Here is a 19,232-nt window from a genome sequence, read left to right as displayed (position 1 = left end):
TGCATTATGACATGAATCGTCGAGTTTGACGCAGCATAAAGTTTTTCAAGTCATCTAGATAAGTGAAAATGACGGGTACAACCACAAGAGTCAACAGGGTAGAGGTAATTACTCCCCCAATCACAGCGTGAGCCATTGGTGCGCTTTGCTCACCACCTTCGCCAAGCCCTAAAGCTAGAGGAACCATCCCCATCACCATGGCACTTGTCGTCATTAAAATTGGACGTAAACGAGTTTTGCCTGCTTGTAAAATAGCATCGTAACGGCTTGTCCCCTGATCCATTGCTTTCTTAATAAAGTCGATAAGCAAAATCGCATTTTTAGTGACGAGCCCCATCAACATGATAATGCCAATAATTGAAAATAGGTTTAGGGTACTTTTGAACAAGAATAGGGCAAGAAAAACACCAATGAGGGACAATGGTAAAGAGGTCATAATTGCAGCTGGATGAATAAAGCTATTAAACTGAGAACCTAAAACAATATAGATAAATACAATTGAGAGGGTAATGGCTGTTAATGCATATCCAGCAGATTCAGCCATGTCAGCATTTGCCCCTTGAGTATCAAATGTATAGCCAGCAGGTAGTTTAAATGCCTTTTGCATTTTATCGATGTCTTGACCAATGTCGCCACTAGGTCGTCCTGAGGTATTTGCCTCAATCAGTACTTCACGCTCAAGATCACGTCGATTAATTTGTGAAGCCCCGAGTTTTTCTTCGGTTGTTGCAACTGCGCTAAGTGGAACTAATATATTTTGCCCAGTCGCATTGGTCTTACTTGAATTGAGATATAGGTTTTGCACATCTTGTGGAAGCATACGTTTATTTTCATTTAAACGTACATTCACGTCATAATTTTCACCATCACGATCTTCCCAAGTTGTGACATTATCACCCGCAATTAATGGGCGAATCGCATTGGCAATCTGAGAAACGGATAAACCTAAGTCACTTGCCAGCACACGATTAATATGGACACCCAGAGTCGGTTTAGGTTCTTTCAATGAGCTTTCTAAATCTACGACACCTTTAATTTTTTCCATTTCAGCAATAAAACGATCTGAAATTTTCTGTAGTTCATTTAGGTCAGATCCTTTAATAGAGATCATGATTGGCTTTTGTCCGCCAGAAACAGAATCTTGTGCTGCGGCAACAGAAGTCACTCGAATACCCGCTACACTTTGCAAACGATCCCGAAACTCATTGTTGAGTGTATTCAGATCTGAGCTACGTTCTTGTTTTGGCTTTAAGGTCACGCCTAAACCTGCACGGTTTTTACCAGAGTCAACCCCACTGTTGACCACCCCATAAGTAGAAACCACGTCGGGAAATTGTCTAATAATTTGATCGACTTGATGGAGTTTTGCTTGGGTATATTCCAAAGATGCATCTACAGGAGTTTCGAACTGAATACGAACTTCGCCTTTATCTGGGGTAGGTACAAATTCAGTTCCAATCAGTTTAGACAGTCCTAATGCAGCAAATAGTGAAGCAATTGCAATAATGACTGTGATGAAACGGAAACGTAAAGCTAGCTTTAAGAGCTTTTCATAAACATGAGTCAGTCGATCTAACAAATTAGAAATATGGTTAAAAAAGCGTTGCAGCCAATTATCTTTTTTCTTAACCGGATCTTTCCAGTGAGCAGAAAGCATTGGGTCGAGCGTAAAACTAATAAACATTGAAATTAAAACGGCAGTACTGACTGTTACGCCAAACTGATAAAAGAAACGTCCAATCAACCCTCCCATAAAGGCAACAGGTAAAAATACGGCTACAATGGTGAGCGTAGTTGCGAGTACAGCTAAACCAATTTCTTTTGTGCCTTCTAGGGCAGCAGTCACATGATCTTTGCCAAGTTCAGTATGTCTTACAATATTTTCCCGAACCACAATCGCATCATCAATTAAGAGACCAATACTGAGTGATAGGGCTAATAACGTCATCATATTAATGCTAAAACCAAAAGCCCAAATGAAAGTTAAGGTTCCTAGCAAAGTAATCGGTAAGGTCAGACCTGTAATGACGGTAGAGCGGAAAGAGCCTAAAAATAATAGAACAATTAAAACTGCTAAGACAGCACCTTCAATAATGGTACGGGTCACGTCTTTAATTGAAGCGCGAATTCCTTTCGAGCTGTCGGCCACAACTTTGTAGTTTAGTCCCGCAGGCATTTGTGTTTTTAATTTCTCTAACGTTTGGTAGGTTTTATCGACCACCTGAATTACATTGGCATCGGAACTCTTTAAAATATCGATAGAGACTGCGGTTCTTCCATTATAAAATGCGCTTGATTGTAGTTCGGCTTGTGTATCTTCAATCGTTGCAACTTGCTTCAGAAAAATTGGTGAACCATTTTTATTGGCAATTACCAAATCACCAAAAGCAAGTGGATGAATGACCTTTGATTGAATTTGTACAACCAGTTCAGAATTCTTTTGCTGTAAAGTTCCTGCGGGAACTTCTATATTTTCATTTTTTAGCGTATTGATGACCTGATCAATGCCAATGCCGTAACTTTGCAATTGCTCAGGAAGAATTTTTATTCGTATTTGCCGTTTGGCATCCCCCAATAAATTCACATTACCGACACCAGACACGGTTTTAAGCTGTGGCACGATACGCTTATCTACATATGAACTTAGTTGAGCCAAACTCATGCTATTTGATTCAAATACAACTGACATGATCGGGCTAGAAGAAGGGTCGTAGCGTTGTACAATCGGGGTATCAATTTCATCACGGAATTGAGCTGAGACAGGTGCAATTTTGTCACGAACATCTTGTGCTGCAAGGGCCGATGAAGTATCGAGATTAAACTCAGCTACAATCATCGAAAAGCCTTCACTTGAGCGTGAAGTGATTTGTTTAATCCCTGAAATTGTATTGATCTGATCTTCGAGTTTTTTTGTAATATCTGATTCGACAGCTTCAGGTGAAGCACCAGCATATTGCGTAGTCACTACGACGAATGGGAAATCGACGTTTGGAAACTCTTCGACCGTCATACGTTTCCAAGAAGCTAACCCGAGTACCATTAAGCTGATCATCATCATAATAGTAAAAACGGGATATTTCACACTGATTCGAGTAAACCACATACGCTATTTGCTACCTTATTTATTTTTTTCGGTTGTAACCGTCACTTTTTTATTAATGTCGGAGTCTTCAAATTGAATACGGCTCACTAGATCTGTACGTTGTAGACCATCAACTAAAGCAATATTGTCGTTATAGCGCTGTTCAATTACTCGAATTTTAACTTTTTGAATGGTGTGATTACGTACCACCCATACAAAAGGATCATGTTGCATATTTTGAATGCTATCTAAAGGAATCGTTTGGCCTTGCTGAGTATCATTACGGAGAATATTTCCATTAATGAAAGCTCCTATGCTTAACGAATCAATTTTTTCTTTAGGAACAGCAAAAAATTCGATTTGTCGGCTGTCTTGATCTGCGACAGGGGAAATACGTGTAAGCGTCGCATTTAACTGTTTAGAGTTTCCCTGAATCTGATATTGAATGCTACTACCCACTTTAAGAGCAGACTGCTGCTCAATTGGTAACTTGGCTTGTATTTCAAGTTGGTCTGGATTTACGATTTCAAATAATGTTTGACCAACTGATACAGTTTGACCAGGTTCGACTTGTCGTTTAGTAATGACGCCTGAAATTGGACTGGTAATAATACCGTCTTGATCAGCCTTACGAGCAATATCAACATTCGCTTGTTGGGCCTTTACACTTTCAAGTTGTCCTTTATAGTCAACCTGACTCTGTTCAAACTCGACACGAGCAATAAAGCCTTGATTAAAAAGTCGTTGCTTTCGGTTCATTAAATTGCGTGCAAGTTCAGCTTGTGACTGAGCCGAAGCAAGGTTGGCGCGTGCTTGTGCTAATCGTGCAACATTGTCCTGATTATTCAATCTCACTAAAACTTGGCCTTTTTGTACCTGCTGGCCAACATTTGTAGTTACAGTAGTCGCCGTGGCGCTCACTTGAGCCTGAATAGAACTTTGCTGAACAGCACGAATGGTTCCCGTAAATGCAGTTTGAGAGTCAAGCGCTCCTTCTTTAACTGCAATCAAGTCTTGAGGAATAAGTTCAATTTTCGCTGGAGCTGATGCCGTTGTTTTATTCGTTTCTTGCTGATTACATGCAGCTAAAATCAAACATAAACTAATAATACTCAGTTTAAAAATAGTGGAAGGGGTGAGATGCATCTTGTGCATACAGCATCATCCTATAATTCAAATTTTATTTTGCCCCTATTCTTGATAAACCTTTACAGTTATTCAAGCTTTTTTAAACGTTCGATAATATTTTCATACTCGCTATTGGTACGTTTGTAGGTCTTGGAAAGTGTTTCAATTGTTTGTTTGACCCTGTAAATATTATTTAGATTGTTTTCAATCAAAGCCTTATGTCGCTCAGGAATGACTTCTCTCTTTCTGAAATATTCCATTTCTTGACGCTTAAATAAAATTTTGTCTTGTTGTAACTGGTCGAGTTGTTCCTCTTGATAGTTAATTTGCTTCTTTATAGCAAGTAATGTTTGATCTCTTTTAAGCATGGCTGTCTTACTATTGCTATAGGCATTTTTTAATTTGATATCGAGTTCTCTATGCCGTGCCGACTGTGCTCGTTGACTTGATTGATTTAAATCAGCCTGAGCATTATAAGAGTGATTTCTTTTGATCACTTGCATATTTTGATCTAGAACTTCATAACCGTAACGAATGTGAGCAGGGGTGACTGATGTACTAATGTTAGCCGTGCCCTGTTGATCATAATAACGATACCAGACCACTTTAGGAGTGTCGGCTAGAGCAAGGGGCGTTGAGAAACAGAGCGAACCGAAGGAAATAATGCCTACAGATACAGACAAGCAGTTCCTATAAAAGGCATATTTCATCCGATTATTCATTAAAATCCCCAAAAAACAAAAAGCTAAATCGCTTATTTTTAAATAATTAATCTTTATTATATTAGTTATTATTTAGCTGAATAAAAATATAGTCATTATAAAAAAAATGATAATTTTAATTAAAGTGTGATGAGGTTAAAAGTTATTGTTTATAAATGAGAAAGTAGACAGAAATGCCTCATTGAAAATAGACCATGAGATATGTTAAAAATGCTTATAAATGTGTAAAAACAAATTTAAGTTAAATTGCATTTATATTTTATATTTATGGGGATGGAAGATTAAATGGAAGATGCATTCCAAAATCTGAAAGTAATGGTAATTGATGACTCAAAAACCATTCGCCGTACAGCAGAAACTTTATTACAGCGAGAAGGCTGTGAAGTGATTACTGCGGTAGATGGATTTGAAGCTTTGTCCAAAATTGCTGAGGCAAATCCAGATATTGTTTTTGTCGATATCATGATGCCTCGCTTAGATGGTTATCAAACTTGCGCTTTGATTAAAAACTCTCAAAATTATCAGAACATTCCCGTTATCATGCTCTCTAGTAAAGATGGTTTATTTGATCAGGCAAAAGGGCGTGTGGTAGGTTCAGATGAGTATTTGACGAAACCTTTTAGCAAAGATGAATTGTTAAACGCGATTCGTAATCATGTAAGTTCATAATTAAGTAATTTAAGGGCAAAGAAATGGCACGTATTCTTATTGTTGATGACTCACCAACAGAAACTTATCGTTTTAGAGAAATTCTAACCAAGCATGGCTATGATGTACTTGAAGCATCTAATGGTGCAGATGGTGTAACTTTGGCAAAAGCGGAACAGCCTGACTTAGTGTTAATGGATGTTGTAATGCCAGGTGTTAATGGCTTTCAGGCAACACGCCAGATTACCCGTGATGAAGAAACTAAACATATTCCTGTGGTCATTGTGAGTACTAAAGATCAGGCAACTGACCGAGTATGGGGCAAGCGTCAAGGTGCAATCGACTATCTGATTAAACCTATCGAAGAAAAGCAATTGATTGATGTAATTAAACAATTTCTAAATTAACTCATCCATCCATAAAAACATAAATAACGGGGTTATGTGCCCGTTTTATAGGATCGAGTATGGCAGCGAATGGATTTATCGAGTTACTTCGTTTGTCTAAACGGGGTAATAAGAATTACGCTTCAGTTCAAAATGAAGCACAGCGATGGTCAGGGATTGCTTTTGAAATGAGAGGGCAATACTTCGTCGCACCACTTGGGGAAGTGTCAGAAGTTATCTATCCGCCGAAATATACGCCAGTTCCAAATGCTCAAAGTTGGGTAAAGGGTTTGGCTAACATTCGGGGAAGGTTGCTTTCGGTTTCTGATTTGGCTCATTTTATTTCAGGGCAACGAAGTACATTTTCGTCTGCCCAAAAAGTGTTATGTATTAGCCATCACGACCAGTATGTGGGGTTGGTTGTGGATCAGGTCTTGGGGATTCAGCACTTTAATAAAAAAAGTTTTTTTTCTCAAAGCTTCGACTTAGAGGAAAACCTAAAAGATTATTGCCAAGGTTATTTTCACCAACATAACCAGCATTGGCATGTCTTTTTATTTAGTCGTTTATTGCAAAACCCACATTACATGAATGCATCGACAAAATTTATAAACTAATTTTTACGCTGTGAAAAACAGAGTATTTTCTGGGGAGAAGCTATGGGCTTTAAGCTTAAAAAGAAAGGCGGCAATCGTGTTGCGTCCGAAAAATCGGGTCTCAATTTTATTGCAAAAATCCAATCGGGAATTGAGCAATACGCCAGTTTATTTGGGGAAAGTGAAAAGTCCAAGCCTATCCTTTATGTAGCGTTGTTATGTTTGGTATTTGCTTTAACTTCGCTCGTTTATTTATTTTATAGCGTACCTCGACATAACGAATTAACACGTAGTTTGGGTGAGTTACGTTTATTATCACAAACGATTTCTAGACAGGCTGCAGAAGCAACGGCTTCTGGTTCACCTAAAGCTATGAAAGACTTAGCTGAATCAAATAAACTTTTTGCAGAAAATATCAAAGATGTTGAAAATATTCATGGTACATCTTCAAAAGAATACAAAAAGGTTGCGGTTCTGTGGAAAGCCTTGTCGTATGACATTAACTTGATCTCGTCACATCAGGACGTAATTAATCAGTTATATAACATGAACATCTCGATTAGTGATTCTATTCCTGAGATTCAAGCTGAATATAACTTGATGGTAGATAAGATGGTTCGCGAAAAAGCACCAAGTAGTCAGGTGATTATTGCTAAGAACCAAGTATTTATTGCAGAACGTATTTTACGTTCTATTAACACCGTTTTGGTTGGTACAGAAAACTCTCAGACCTCAGCACATGACTTTAGTGTCGATATTGAGACGTTTGGTGTGTATTTAAATGCACAGCTAAACGGGAATGCTGAATTGGGTGTTGCTAGAGTTGAGTCTCCAGAAGTACGTGAATCTTTGGAAGGTATTAAATCTGAATATGATAAAGTTTTAAAATCTGCAGCGGCATCAGTTCTTCAACATACAGATCAGATTGTAAACGTACGTCAGTCATCAGGTGAGATTCTCTCGGAATCTGATGACATGTTATCTGTATTGGGTGATCTTTCTGAGCAAACACAATATGGTTGGAAAGCCTTTGCTTTAGTTGCACTTCTTACATTATCACTTATTGGTTTAATTAGTTCAGTCTTAAAGCTTTTATCACTTCGTAGTAAAGCTGATAAACAACGTGTAGCTACCTTGCAAGAAGAGTATGACCGTAACCAAAACGCGATTTTACGTTTACTAGATGAAATTGCCGACTTGGCAGATGGTGACTTGCGTTCATATGCAACGGTATCTGAGGACTTCACAGGAGCGATTGCTGACTCGATTAACTTTGCGATTGACCAATTACGTGATCTTGTATCCCGAATTCATGAGACGTCTCAGGAAGTTGCCCGCTATACGCAGGATACACAAAATATTACTAACCAGTTGGCAGAAGCATCTGAGCATCAGGCACAAGAAATTGCCGGCGCATCAACCGCAATGAATGAAATGGCGCAATCAATTGACCAAGTATCTTCAAATGCATCGGAATCAACCGAAGTAGCAGAACGTTCGGTAGAAATTGCTTCTAATGGCGCTCAAGTGGTAAACCGTTCAATTGAAGGTATGGACACGATTCGTGAACAGATCCAGGAAACTTCTAAACGTATTAAACGTTTGGGTGAGTCTTCACAAGAAATTGGTAACATCGTATCGTTAATTAATGACATTGCGGACCAAACAAACATTCTTGCATTAAATGCAGCAATTCAAGCATCTATGGCAGGTGAAGCAGGACGTGGTTTTGCCGTGGTTGCAGATGAAGTACAGCGTCTTGCGGAACGTTCAGCATCGGCAACTAAACAGATCGAAACTCTGGTTAAAACAATTCAGACCGATACTAACGAAGCTGTTATTTCAATGGAACAAACAACAACTGAGGTTGTGCGCGGAGCGAACTTGGCAAAAGATGCGGGTATTGCCTTGGACGAGATTCAAAAAGTATCTGGTGACTTGGCAAACTTAATGGCCAGTATTTCTGATGCAGCAAAACTTCAGTCGGCATCTGCGAGTCACATTGCGACAACCATGACCGTCGTACAAGAAATTACTTCGCAAACGACAACTGCAACATTCGATACAGCGCGTTCTGTTTCTGAATTAGCAAATATGGCAGAGTCATTACGTGAATCGGTAACGGACTTTAAATTACCTGATTAAATTGGGGACGAGGATAGCTATTTTTATACTAGCTATTCTTCTAAAAAGTATTAACAACACCAGATAAATATTGGGGACACAGTTATTTATCTGGTGTTGACTCTGTCGTTTTTCTCCACTTAGGGGACAAGCAAAAGAAGCCTTTGCTATGAAAGAAATATTAAAAACTTTAACTGAAGCAATGATGCTACCGGAAGATAGCTACTCTCAACAAGATGACGAATTTCTTGATATTTTTGTTGAAGAAATTGAAGAAATTTTTGTTGAATTGCAATCTTTGATTCATGAATGGATGCAATCTAAAAATGTTGCTACGCTGACAGACATCCGTCGCCATTTTCATACCTTGAAAGGTTCCGGGCGAATGATTGCAGCGAAATCCTCTGCTGAGCTTGCTTGGACTGTAGAAGATACGCTTAATCGGGTAATCAATGAGAGTCTCACATTAACTCCTAACATCCAACAATATGTTCAGTTGGTATTTAAGTTCTATTTCTTTAAATTAGTAGGTGACTTTAAATCTAAAAAGGAACATGCACTAGATTTTAGACCTCTTATTTTATTGGGACAACAATTACAACAACAGCAAAGTTTAGAGCCTGCTTTAGAAGAACTTTTATTATTGTCGGATACTCTCACTGCGGAAACTAAGACTGGTTTAGAGGTAGATAGTTTAGAACAGGAATCAGATAATTTAACTCTAGAAACAACTTTAGAAAGTGAACATAACCTTGCTGAAACCTTAGTTTTATTTATGGAAGAAGCGGAAGAGCACTTAGCGACTATCGATCAGTTCTTAGAACAAGAAATACATCAGCATGAGAGTTACAATGCGCTCATCCGTGCATTACATACGTTGCGCGGCAGCTCGGCAATGGCTCAGGTAGAAGCAATTTTTGATGCTAGTACCAAGGTTGAGCATTTATTCAAAATCTTATTGCAAGAAGAGCTTTCTTCTCATTCAGAAGAAATTTTGCTACTTCGTGATTACCGTCAGTTTATTCGAAATAGCTTAGATCTATTAGCTGCACATTGCTCTAATGAACAATTAGATTCTAACCTGAAACAATTCAATCAGGTTTGGGATGCTTATATGGAGCAGCATGGTGAGCATTCAAGTCCGCTCACGGCTCCACATGGTCTAGTCTCTCAGCTGTTACAGCTCGATGTTTCAGAATTACTTGATGCAGAGTTAGATTTTGAGAAGGGAATTCGTTCTGAGTTTCCTCACTATCTTGAACGTTTAAGTGGACAAGCTGATGTGCTATTGCAACATACTCAGTCTCAGGCCATGGTTGGTTTATATGAATATACGAACCAGCTGAAAGATAGCTATGACGTATTGCTCGATCGCCCTGATTTATTACAATCAGATTATGTTTTTGAAATTTATCAAAAAGCACATCAACAATTAATTCAGTTATTTGATGCATTAGCTGCGGGTCAAAGAGTTAGCATTATTGAGCAACACCAAAATGTGTTGGAAGAGCTAAAACTATATACCCAACATATTCCAAGCCTTAATTCTGAATCATTAGATATTGACCAGGACGTTGTTGAGTCGTTATTTAGTGCAGATGTAGAACAAACATCACATGAATCTTCGGCATCAGTCGAAAGTGCATTAACTGATCATGTAGCAATGAGTCAAAGTGTGCATTTAGATCGCCAGTTCATGTCTACTGAGCACGTAAACCGTTATTTCGATCCAGAGCTGTTAGATATTTTTCTTGAAGAAGCCGATGAGTTGCTTGAAGGAATGGATACAGATCTTAATATTTGGATTAATGATCAAGAGAACTTCGCTGCGCTTAATAATCTGATGCGTTATTTGCATACCTTAAAAGGTGGGGCAAATATGATTCAGGCAAATTATATTGGTTTAATCGCACATGAATTAGAAAGTATTTATGAGCGCCTAATTCAAAGACAGTTAATTACTTCATCTGCTCTCATTGATTTTATCCGTTTGGTTCAAGATGACTTGGCTGATCGTCTACAAATAGTACGTGAACAGCATCTGGATTATGCTGCTTCTCATACTATTCAAGCGCTTAAGAGTGCAGCTAAGGTATATAACTCACTTGGATCTGCTGTTAAAGAGACGCAAGCTGAGTCTGAAACAGATGTTATAGCGGAATTAACTTTTGAAGTATTACAACAAGAAGCTATAGACAATACTGCGTTAAATCTCGATGAGTTAACTTCTAATTTTGAGCAGATTGTTGAGTCTAATAATAGGCTTGTTGAACACACAGAATTACAAGTTTTTGATACAGAAGGCTATACAGATAGTATCCAAGATCAGGATATTAATTCTGTTGTCGAACAGGCATTTATGGAGGAAGCGGCTGAGCTGTTAGAGATGGCCGATCATCTATTAAAGCAATGGTTTGAGCAGCGTACTAATCGTAGTATCTTGCTTCAGCTACAAAGAGCAGTGCACAGCTTGAAAGGTGGTTCCCGTATGCTGGGACTAGAAACCGTACAAGCGATTGCTTATCAACTTGAAAATGCTTTTGAAAAATTTGCGCTTTATCATTTTAGCTCAAATATTTATGACAACTTGCTAGAAAGTGCGATTGTTTGGTTAAAAGAGGCAATTTTCAAGCAAAACTATCAACATTTCGATGGTTTACAACAAAGTTTAGAAAATATTCAGTTTATTGAAACTGCAATACAAATTCCAAGTAAATTGACTAGAACTGATCTATTTAGTTCGGAACCTGTCATGAGCTTCGTGCAAGGTGATGGTGCAGAACCACCGCCAATGTTGGGAGCATGGGAACAGACACAGCATCTTGAACAAAATAATGAGATGATTCGTGTTTCAGCAGATTTAATCGAGAAAATGATTGATTTGTCTGGTGAAAATTCGATTAACCGTTCACGAATTGAAATGGATCTCAGTCAATTTGGCCATACGCTAGTGGAAATGGAATTAGCCATTCAACGACTTGCAGACCAGTTACGTCGAATGGAAGGCGAATTAGAAAGCCAGATTATTGCAAAACACGGTATTGAGCATTCTCGTTATACAGAATTTGATCCTCTAGAGATGGACCAATATTCTTCATTGAATCAATTATCGAAATCACTTGCTGAATCTGCATCGGATTTAGTGGATTTCAAAAACACATTATCCGAAAAAATCAGAGACACCGAAAGTTTGCTGGTACAACAATCACGTATTCAGGCCGAAATTCAAGAAGGTCTAATGCGAACGCGATTAGTACCATTCTCTCGATTGCTACCTCGTTTACAACGAATTGTGAGACAGACCTCTACGGCATTGGATCGACCAGCAGAGCTTTTTGTTAATAATACCGAAGGTGAGCTAGATCGGACAATGCTAGAGCGTTTGGTTACGCCACTTGAGCACATGCTTCGAAATGCAATTGACCATGGTTTAGAAGATCGTGCACAACGTGAACAAGCGCAAAAACCAGAAACTGGACGCATTGAACTGAATATTAATCGTCAAGGTACGGATGTTGTTGTTACATTTAAGGATGATGGTCGAGGTATTGATATCGAGAAAGTTCGTCAAAAGGCCCTCTTATCGGGTTTGATTAATCCTGAACAAGTATTAGAACATCAAGATATTTTACAGCTGATTTTCCATCCAGGGTTAAGTACAGCCGATCAAGTCACTCAGATTTCAGGTCGTGGTGTCGGGCTAGATGTCGTACAAAGTGATATTAAAGCTTTGGGCGGACATGTGAGTGTCGATTCTGTTTATGGGCAAGGAACAATCTTTACAATACGTGTTCCAACGACAGTAGCTGTTAGTGATGCCTTAATGGTTAAAGTTGCTGATCAACAATTTGCAATTCCATTGGCTCAAATTGATCGAATTGTTCGAGTTTCACCAACATCATTAGAACAGTATTTTGGAAGCGCACAAGAATTCTTTGAATTTGAAAATAAACGTTATCCATTACGCTATTTATCTGAGTTTGTTGGTAATCAACCGATTCCACGTTTAAGTGGGATGATGTATTCGCTACCAGTATTAATGATTAAGACAAATAATGGACAAACCATTGCATTATTGGTTGATCAGCTTATTGGTTCACGAGCGCAGATTGTAGTTAAGCCAATCGGGCAGCAGTTCTCTAGTATTGGTGCGATTGCAGGCGCAACTATTTTAGGTGATGGTCAAGTTTGTCTAATTCTAGATGGGCAAAATATTGCTCGCCAAATTCAGTCTACCCGCCGACATAAGCCACTTAATGAGGCTATCTATAGACAACGCGAGTCTGACGAACGCCGTCTCATTATGATTGTAGATGACTCTGTTACAGTGCGTAAGGTAACGACTCGTTTACTTGAACGTCAAGGCTATGACGTAGTCACTGCTAAAGATGGTATTGATGCAATTGAGCAGCTGGAAAATATTAAGCCAGATCTAATGCTGCTTGATATTGAAATGCCGCGAATGGATGGCTTTGAGGTACTTAATCTTGTTCGACATCATGACCTACATCAAGATATGCCAGTCATTATGATTACATCAAGAACTGGTGAAAAACATCGTGAACGAGCATTTGCTTTAGGGGTTAACCAATACATGGGTAAACCTTTCCAAGAAGAAGATTTACTTCACAATATTGAAGCTTTTTTCACGACACGTGAAGAGGAACTTGCCTAATGAAGAGTCAGATAAGTACATCATTAATTAGTGAAATGGATCAGCAAGAACTTCAACATTTAATTACTGTTTCAACTGGTTTTATTGATGCATATATTATTGAATGTGATCAGCAAGTTCCGATGCTATTGCCACAAAACATCGTGTTATCAGCGATGGATGTTAAAAATGGTATTAAGCATATTGAATGGCATGACGTAAAGCTTCCGGTCTATTCTGTGCATAATGAAATTGATTCACGAGCGGTGGCATTAGTTATTGAAAGTGAAGATATCAGCCAACGTTTTGCACTCATCTGCAAATCTATGCCAGCTTCAGTTCGTTTACGTATTTCTGAAGTCGTAGATGAAAGTGAAGATACACAAGATGCTTTGCAGCACCCAACTGTATTTAAATATGTGCGAATGGAGGATCAACGCTACCACGTTCCTAATTTGCAATATATCCAAAACTCGCTTCATCTATAAAAAAAAGGAACTCATTTGAGTTCCTTTTTTTAGGTGGAGATGAAATTATTTGATAAGAGATAACGTAGTTCATAGTTATACAACATGAATTAAGAAGTAATTGCTTTATTTACATTGTGAATTTATATTTTGTGTGGGTGTTTTTGATATTGAATATCAATAATGGAATTTAAATAATCTAATAATAGTATTGAATTTTAATGGCTGCTAATTCTAAATGTATTTAAATTGAATATTTAAAAGGACATAGATTTAAATTATATTTAAAAAATGAGCTTCGTATTTTCCAGAATCAAACATAGAAATTTAATCCAAAACAAAATCTTTGCAACAGTAGAAAATAAATGTCAATTCATAAAGAGCTGTATATTTTAGAAACAGATGACCATGGTGAATTTGCTTTATGGAAGATTGCTAGAAGTGAGGACATTCTGATAAAAAAAGAAGCAATTTTCTTATCTCATGGTGCATTTTCAGACAAGACTGTTTGTATGGGTATTGCAGACTATTTGGCAAATCACGGGTATATCTGTTTTATTTTAGAATGGCGAGGGCATGGCACAAGCCCAAAAACAAATATTCCATTCAATTTTGAAACCATTGCACTATATGAATATAAAGCTGCCTTTAACTATATTTATAATCATTTAAATATTTCGTCTTTACACTGTGTAACCCATAGTGGAGGAGGGCTATGCTTAACAATGTTCTTGATTAATCATTCTGAATATTTAAATCTTATTCAAAGTATTACTTTTGTTGCTTGCCAAGCATATGGAGCAGTAGGCCACCGATTTGACTTTCTTAAGTTACTTTCTGCAAAACTGGTTGTTAAAAGTCTAGGACAGGTTCCTGCTAGTACATTCAAGTTAGGAAGAGTCAATGAAACCTATTACACAATGAAACCATGGTTTAACTGGAATTTAAAACAAAACTTTATAAGTGAATTTAAAGATATTGATTATAGAAAATTTATGAGTTCTATTAAGGTTCCAATATATTCCATTTGTGGGTCTGGTGATAAATTTATTGCACCAGTTAAAGGATGTTATAAATATTTAGAAGCCTTTGAAAATAAAAATAACATATTTCGTGAGTTTGGCCTTTCTAATAATAATCTAGAAGATTATTCTCATAGTAGAATCGCACTTAGTCAAAATGCCGCTAAGGAAGTCTGGCCTACTATATTACAATGGATAGATAACCATTCAAAAGAAGTGCTTTAAGTATTGTGTATGGCCAGCTATCTAAAATCGAGAATGTGAGTCACATTTTAAAATTTTCAAAGAATGTACTCACAATTTAAGACAATAAAAAGCACCCTAAAAAGGATGCTTTTTATTCATTGAGCGTTAATATTTTAAGCTAATAAATTTTCTAAAATTTGTTCATAAATATCAGTGAGTGGATCAAGATCATGCACGTCAACATGTTCATTAATTTGATGAATTGTTGCGTTAAGAACTCCTAACTCCAATACCTGTGCGCCTGTTGGAGCAATAAAACGTCCGTCAGAAGTACCACCACTGGTTGAAAGCTCGGTTTCAGTGCTAGTTACATTTAAAATAGCAGTTTGAGCGGCGTTAACGAGTTCACCCACTGGAGTTAGGAAAGGTAAACCAGACAAATTCCAAACGATTTCATATTGTAAACCGTGTTTATCTAAAACCTCATGAACACGTTGTTTAAGCTGTTCAGCCGTCACTTCTGTTGAATAACGGAAGTTAAAAGTAACTTCTAAAGTACCTGGAATGACATTGGTTGCACCAGTTCCAGAATGAATATTTGAAATCTGAAATGATGTTGCTGGGAAATATTCATTTCCATTATCCCAAACGCTTTGGCATAGCTCTGTTAAAGCAGGTGATGCTTCATGAATGGGGTTAAGTGCTAAATGTGGATAAGCCACATGGCCTTGTTTACCTTGGACCTTTAATACCGCATTAAGCGAACCACGACGCCCATTTTTAACAATATCACCTAATTTATGAGTACTTGAAGGTTCACCCACCAAACACCATTTAATTTTTTCGTTACGTTCTTCAAGAGTCTCAATAACCTTGACCGTACCGTTAACAGCAGGGCCTTCTTCATCGGAAGTAATCAGAAATGCAATAGATCCTTTATGGTCTGGATGTTTTGCTACAAAACGCTCAGATGCGACAACCATAGCAGCCAAAGCTGTTTTCATATCTGCCGAACCGCGACCATATAATTTCCCATCGCGAATTTCTGGTGCAAAAGGGTCTGAATTCCAAGATTCTAACTTACCTGTCGGGACAACATCAGTATGACCTGCAAAACAAAATACAGGCTCTTCAGTTCCGCGACGTGCCCAGAGATTATCTACATCACCAAAACGCATTGGTTCAATATGAAAACCAACTTGGCTTAAACGGTCTGCCATGATGGTCTGACAAGTATGATCGATTGGAGTAACAGAAGGTTGTTGTAAAAGTTCTAGGCTAAGCGAGAGAGTATCTGAATGGTTCATACCGGAAATTGCGTGCTGATCAGGTGAAATATAGTTCGATATAATAGGCGAATCTCTACGTGATGGGTATGTAAAAATAAAAAAACCTTATCGGAACGATAAGGTTTTTTAGTGATAACTCTAACTTACATTTTATCTTGTGTTTTTTCAGCAGTATTCGTTACAGCATCACCTGCTTTAGAAACATCTTTCCCAAAACCCTTAAACGTATTACAGCCTGTTAAAACAACAGCAATCATGACAGAAGCAGCTAAAACTTTTTTCATCATTTTCTCCGTTTAAATTTAATAATGAAGTAAATTTAGATTAAAAAACAAACGTAAAAAGAAACATGACTGTTTAATAGTAAAAACGTTATAAAATGTTTCTGGAAGCTTAAATTTCTTGTTAATTATTTAAATTTCTGCAAGTTGGACTTAAATTTTAAGTGTGAAGGATGTCTAAACATATAAAACAGAATTTCCTGACTATTTTTACAATATAAACCGTCTGTCCACCATTGTGCTGGAGCTGAACTAGGTTGGTTATTTGGACAAAGCCATTCGTGTCTTTCTAATCGATAAAAAGAAGAATGAGGAATTGTGGTACCCCAATATCCCAAACGACGCTTTAAATTTACCCAATCAGGTAGCGATTGCTGCAAATTTAAATCCAGAGGAAGATAAAGTTGTCCCTTTAAAACTGCAAAGCGTTGTTGAATTTCGAAGTTTAAGGCTTCAAGAAACTGAAATTGTTTGTCCGTAAAATGATAAAGCTTTTTACTTAAAGTATCCTGACGGTTTAGACCAATCCATTGCTCTAAATGTAAATCTGCCTCACCGAGATAATATTTTAAGGCTACCTCCCAATGTTCAATTTCTTGAGTTCCTTTATTTAAAATTAAAAAATCTAGTTCACCTAATGTTTTTGGCCCCTCAATTTTTTGAATACTATGTCCCAATAATTGATAGGAGTGATACTGATCCTCTTGTAACCAAAACCAGAGTAGATGTTCAAAGCGTAGACCTAGACGTGTACTTTTAAGCTGAGATAAAAACTCAATTAAAGGTTCTGGAGTTTGATCGAGCTCTTTTAAACGTGGTAAATAATTTTGAAAATGAACTTCCCAAAACTCGGTTGTATGTAGCTTAAAGTGATGGTGTATATCTAAGCTTTTTGGCGGTTGGCAAAGTAAATTTGGACTAGCAATACAAAAGGCGAGCTGTCGAACTATAGGATGTTGAAATTGAAGCCATGGCTCGAAATAGGAAGTTTTAACTGAGGCAATATTCATACATTTAATACTCGAAGTAATTCATCCTAATTTCATAGCGGATCAACAAAAAATATTAGAAAAACACTTTATACTAACGCTAACAGCAGGTTAAGGTTTCTATATGCGAACATTGTTCTGGCGCACTTTAGTGGTGATTTTTATCACGCTAGGCATTATTGGAGCAATTTTACCAGGTATGCCAACAACAGTGTTTTTGATTCTGGCTGCTTGGGCTGCGTCAAAAGGCTGGCCACAAATGGATAATTGGTTGTTAAATCATCCTAAATATGGTCCAACGCTACGTGATTGGCGAGCCAATGGCACGGTGCCTCGTAAAGCGAAGTGGATTGCAAGCATAATGATGGCGATTAGCGGAGTTATCATGCTATTTACTTCAGCGCCACTTTTAGTCAAGGCTTTTACTGATATTACTATGTTCTTGGTTGCAGTTTGGTTATGGCTACGCCCTGAGCCAAAATAAAAGATTGATAATCTTTTGTTTTGGCGTAAGACAAGCAGTGAAACTGTGCGTAGATAAAAGAAGATTAATAATCTTTTATTTCCAGTGCAAGACAAGCCCTTACAACAATTTTTTAATTAAACTCAATGTATTTGAGTTGATATAAGAGAATAAGTTCAATGTCTCAATTTAAGCTCGAAGATGCTGATGTTCTTATCGATTTAGCGAACCAAACATTAACGTTACCTAAATATAATAAGTTTTATGTCATTTCTACGGGAAAGAATGGAATTGGTGAGCAGGACAATACCGGCAGAACTCCACGCGGATGGCATAGAGTGGCAAAGAAAATTGGTGCCGAGTCTCCACAAAATGCAGTTTTTATTGCACGTAAGCCAACAGGGGAGGTTTATAGCACTGAGTTAGCTGCTCAATATCCTGAGAGAGACTGGATCCTTTCTCGTATTCTTTGGTTAGATGGCTTAGAAGAAGGCTTTAATAAAGGCGAAGGCCACGACACCATGCAACGTTATATCTACATTCATGGGACTCCAGACACGCAACCAATGGGGGTGCCAATGTCACATGGATGCGTTCGAATGCGTAATGAAGAAATCATTGAGCTATTTGATTTAGTGGCTGAAGATGCATTAGTTTATTTATCTGAACAATCTTTGACCTGAGTGCGAGTTTTATCTCTTATTGATTAGCTGTGTAAATGTAGAAAATATTGAAATAAGTGTTTAAATAAAATACAAAAAATTGTTTTTTTACTTAATAATGACTTATTTTTAATCATTCATTCGCATTTTTTTAAAAAGAAGTCGAAAAGCGTTTGACACCTGTTAAAGATTCTCTATAATGCACCTCACAAACGATGAAGACGTTAAAGGGCGCTTAGCTCAGTTGGTAGAGCGTCTGCCTTACAAGCAGAATGTCGGCGGTTCGATCCCGTCAGCGCCCACCAAGCCTTTACGTTAAGCTCTCAAGTGCAGCGGTAGTTCAGTTGGTTAGAATACCGGCCTGTCACGCCGGGGGTCGCGGGTTCGAGCCCCGTCCGCTGCGCCACTTAAGACTTAACATCGTTTACCCCACAATTTCGATATTGTGAAAGTGCAGCGGTAGTTCAGTTGGTTAGAATACCGGCCTGTCACGCCGGGGGTCGCGGGTTCGAGCCCCGTCCGCTGCGCCACTT

The 19,232-nt window shown here is 37.9% G+C and carries 15 protein-coding genes and 3 tRNA genes; 12 read left to right on the top strand and 6 right to left on the bottom strand.

What is annotated here, in order from left to right:
* Positions 1–4: 4 nt before the first annotated feature.
* The 3 genes from F935_RS00680 to F935_RS00670 all read right to left on the bottom strand — a co-directional run bounded on the left by F935_RS00680 (position 5) and on the right by F935_RS00670 (position 4,932).
* Complete coding sequence (locus F935_RS00680; protein ID WP_016137142.1) at positions 5–3,103, bottom strand: efflux RND transporter permease subunit; 3,099 nt, start codon at positions 3,101–3,103, stop codon at positions 5–7.
* 15 nt (positions 3,104–3,118) lie between these two features.
* Positions 3,119–4,228, bottom strand: a complete 1,110-nt coding sequence (locus F935_RS00675) for an efflux RND transporter periplasmic adaptor subunit (RefSeq protein WP_080645498.1) — start codon at positions 4,226–4,228, stop codon at positions 3,119–3,121.
* Between the two features lie 68 nt (positions 4,229–4,296).
* Positions 4,297–4,932, bottom strand: a complete 636-nt coding sequence (locus F935_RS00670) for a hypothetical protein (RefSeq protein WP_016137140.1) — start codon at positions 4,930–4,932, stop codon at positions 4,297–4,299.
* Positions 4,933–5,217: 285 nt separating this feature from the next.
* On the opposite strand from F935_RS00670, the gene pilG reads away from it, so the two are divergent.
* The 7 genes from pilG to F935_RS00635 all read left to right on the top strand — a co-directional run bounded on the left by pilG (position 5,218) and on the right by F935_RS00635 (position 15,054).
* The gene (gene pilG, locus F935_RS00665; protein ID WP_000389061.1) at positions 5,218–5,601 is read left to right on the top strand and encodes a twitching motility response regulator PilG; all 384 of its coding nucleotides are present in this window, start codon (positions 5,218–5,220) and stop codon (positions 5,599–5,601) included.
* Between the two features lie 23 nt (positions 5,602–5,624).
* Positions 5,625–5,987 (top strand): response regulator, encoded by a 363-nt coding sequence (locus F935_RS00660; protein ID WP_016137139.1) that lies wholly within the window; start codon positions 5,625–5,627, stop codon positions 5,985–5,987.
* A 59-nt stretch (positions 5,988–6,046) separates the two neighbouring features.
* Complete coding sequence (locus F935_RS00655; protein WP_016137138.1) at positions 6,047–6,583, top strand: chemotaxis protein CheW; 537 nt, start codon at positions 6,047–6,049, stop codon at positions 6,581–6,583.
* Between the two features lie 42 nt (positions 6,584–6,625).
* On the top strand, positions 6,626–8,707 hold the full coding sequence (locus tag F935_RS00650; protein ID WP_016137137.1) for a methyl-accepting chemotaxis protein: 2,082 nt from the start codon (positions 6,626–6,628) through the stop codon (positions 8,705–8,707).
* Positions 8,708–8,855: 148 nt separating this feature from the next.
* Positions 8,856–13,361 (top strand): hybrid sensor histidine kinase/response regulator, encoded by a 4,506-nt coding sequence (locus F935_RS00645; RefSeq protein WP_016137136.1) that lies wholly within the window; start codon positions 8,856–8,858, stop codon positions 13,359–13,361.
* On the top strand, positions 13,361–13,828 hold the full coding sequence (locus F935_RS00640) for a hypothetical protein (RefSeq protein WP_016137135.1): 468 nt from the start codon (positions 13,361–13,363) through the stop codon (positions 13,826–13,828). The genes F935_RS00645 and F935_RS00640 overlap by 1 nt, the downstream gene beginning before the upstream one ends.
* A gap of 344 nt (positions 13,829–14,172) precedes the next feature.
* Positions 14,173–15,054: an alpha/beta fold hydrolase gene (locus F935_RS00635; protein ID WP_016137134.1), complete on the top strand. Its 882-nt coding sequence runs from the start codon at positions 14,173–14,175 to the stop codon at positions 15,052–15,054.
* 134 nt (positions 15,055–15,188) lie between these two features.
* On the opposite strand, the gene dapE is transcribed toward F935_RS00635, so the two are convergent.
* The 3 genes from dapE to F935_RS00620 all read right to left on the bottom strand — a co-directional run bounded on the left by dapE (position 15,189) and on the right by F935_RS00620 (position 17,595).
* Positions 15,189–16,322 (bottom strand): succinyl-diaminopimelate desuccinylase, encoded by a 1,134-nt coding sequence (dapE, locus tag F935_RS00630; protein WP_016137133.1) that lies wholly within the window; start codon positions 16,320–16,322, stop codon positions 15,189–15,191.
* A gap of 125 nt (positions 16,323–16,447) precedes the next feature.
* Entirely contained in the window at positions 16,448–16,591 is a 144-nt protein-coding gene (locus F935_RS00625; RefSeq protein ID WP_003655297.1) for an entericidin A/B family lipoprotein, read from the bottom strand.
* A gap of 122 nt (positions 16,592–16,713) precedes the next feature.
* Positions 16,714–17,595, bottom strand: coding sequence for a DUF1853 family protein (locus tag F935_RS00620; RefSeq protein WP_016137132.1), 882 nt, complete (start codon positions 17,593–17,595; stop codon positions 16,714–16,716).
* Positions 17,596–17,698: 103 nt separating this feature from the next.
* On the opposite strand from F935_RS00620, the gene F935_RS00615 reads away from it, so the two are divergent.
* The 5 genes from F935_RS00615 to F935_RS00595 all read left to right on the top strand — a co-directional run bounded on the left by F935_RS00615 (position 17,699) and on the right by F935_RS00595 (position 19,229).
* Positions 17,699–18,058 (top strand): YbaN family protein, encoded by a 360-nt coding sequence (locus F935_RS00615; RefSeq protein ID WP_016137131.1) that lies wholly within the window; start codon positions 17,699–17,701, stop codon positions 18,056–18,058.
* 158 nt (positions 18,059–18,216) lie between these two features.
* The gene (gene elsL / locus F935_RS00610; protein WP_016137130.1) at positions 18,217–18,720 is read left to right on the top strand and encodes a cell wall-recycling L,D-carboxypeptidase ElsL; all 504 of its coding nucleotides are present in this window, start codon (positions 18,217–18,219) and stop codon (positions 18,718–18,720) included.
* Between the two features lie 208 nt (positions 18,721–18,928).
* Positions 18,929–19,004 (top strand) — tRNA-Val (locus tag F935_RS00605).
* Positions 19,005–19,028: 24 nt separating this feature from the next.
* Positions 19,029–19,105: transfer RNA gene (locus F935_RS00600), tRNA-Asp, on the top strand.
* Positions 19,106–19,152: 47 nt separating this feature from the next.
* Positions 19,153–19,229: transfer RNA gene (locus F935_RS00595), tRNA-Asp, on the top strand.
* Positions 19,230–19,232 lie beyond the last annotated feature (3 nt).

Source organism: Acinetobacter calcoaceticus ANC 3811 (assembly GCF_000399665.1).
Classification (GTDB): Bacteria; Pseudomonadota; Gammaproteobacteria; order Pseudomonadales; family Moraxellaceae; genus Acinetobacter; species Acinetobacter calcoaceticus_B.
This window is presented reverse-complemented; position numbering and strand designations above follow the sequence as displayed.

What these genes read in the sequence shown, in the direction of transcription:
- F935_RS00620 (WP_016137132.1), bottom strand. Translation starts at nt 17,595, where the DNA reads ATGAATATTGCCTCAGTTAAAACTTCCTATTTCGAGCCATGGCTTCAA.
- dapE (WP_016137133.1), bottom strand. Translation starts at nt 16,322, where the DNA reads ATGAACCATTCAGATACTCTCTCGCTTAGCCTAGAACTTTTACAACAA.
- F935_RS00660 (WP_016137139.1), top strand. Translation starts at nt 5,625, where the DNA reads ATGGCACGTATTCTTATTGTTGATGACTCACCAACAGAAACTTATCGT.
- pilG (WP_000389061.1), top strand. Translation starts at nt 5,218, where the DNA reads ATGGAAGATGCATTCCAAAATCTGAAAGTAATGGTAATTGATGACTCA.
- elsL (WP_016137130.1), top strand. Translation starts at nt 18,217, where the DNA reads ATGTCTCAATTTAAGCTCGAAGATGCTGATGTTCTTATCGATTTAGCG.
- F935_RS00625 (WP_003655297.1), bottom strand. Translation starts at nt 16,591, where the DNA reads ATGATGAAAAAAGTTTTAGCTGCTTCTGTCATGATTGCTGTTGTTTTA.
- F935_RS00615 (WP_016137131.1), top strand. Translation starts at nt 17,699, where the DNA reads ATGCGAACATTGTTCTGGCGCACTTTAGTGGTGATTTTTATCACGCTA.
- F935_RS00655 (WP_016137138.1), top strand. Translation starts at nt 6,047, where the DNA reads ATGGCAGCGAATGGATTTATCGAGTTACTTCGTTTGTCTAAACGGGGT.
- F935_RS00645 (WP_016137136.1), top strand. Translation starts at nt 8,856, where the DNA reads ATGAAAGAAATATTAAAAACTTTAACTGAAGCAATGATGCTACCGGAA.
- F935_RS00680 (WP_016137142.1), bottom strand. Translation starts at nt 3,103, where the DNA reads ATGTGGTTTACTCGAATCAGTGTGAAATATCCCGTTTTTACTATTATG.
- F935_RS00635 (WP_016137134.1), top strand. Translation starts at nt 14,173, where the DNA reads ATGTCAATTCATAAAGAGCTGTATATTTTAGAAACAGATGACCATGGT.
- F935_RS00650 (WP_016137137.1), top strand. Translation starts at nt 6,626, where the DNA reads ATGGGCTTTAAGCTTAAAAAGAAAGGCGGCAATCGTGTTGCGTCCGAA.
- F935_RS00670 (WP_016137140.1), bottom strand. Translation starts at nt 4,932, where the DNA reads ATGAATAATCGGATGAAATATGCCTTTTATAGGAACTGCTTGTCTGTA.
- F935_RS00675 (WP_080645498.1), bottom strand. Translation starts at nt 4,228, where the DNA reads ATGCATCTCACCCCTTCCACTATTTTTAAACTGAGTATTATTAGTTTA.
- F935_RS00640 (WP_016137135.1), top strand. Translation starts at nt 13,361, where the DNA reads ATGAAGAGTCAGATAAGTACATCATTAATTAGTGAAATGGATCAGCAA.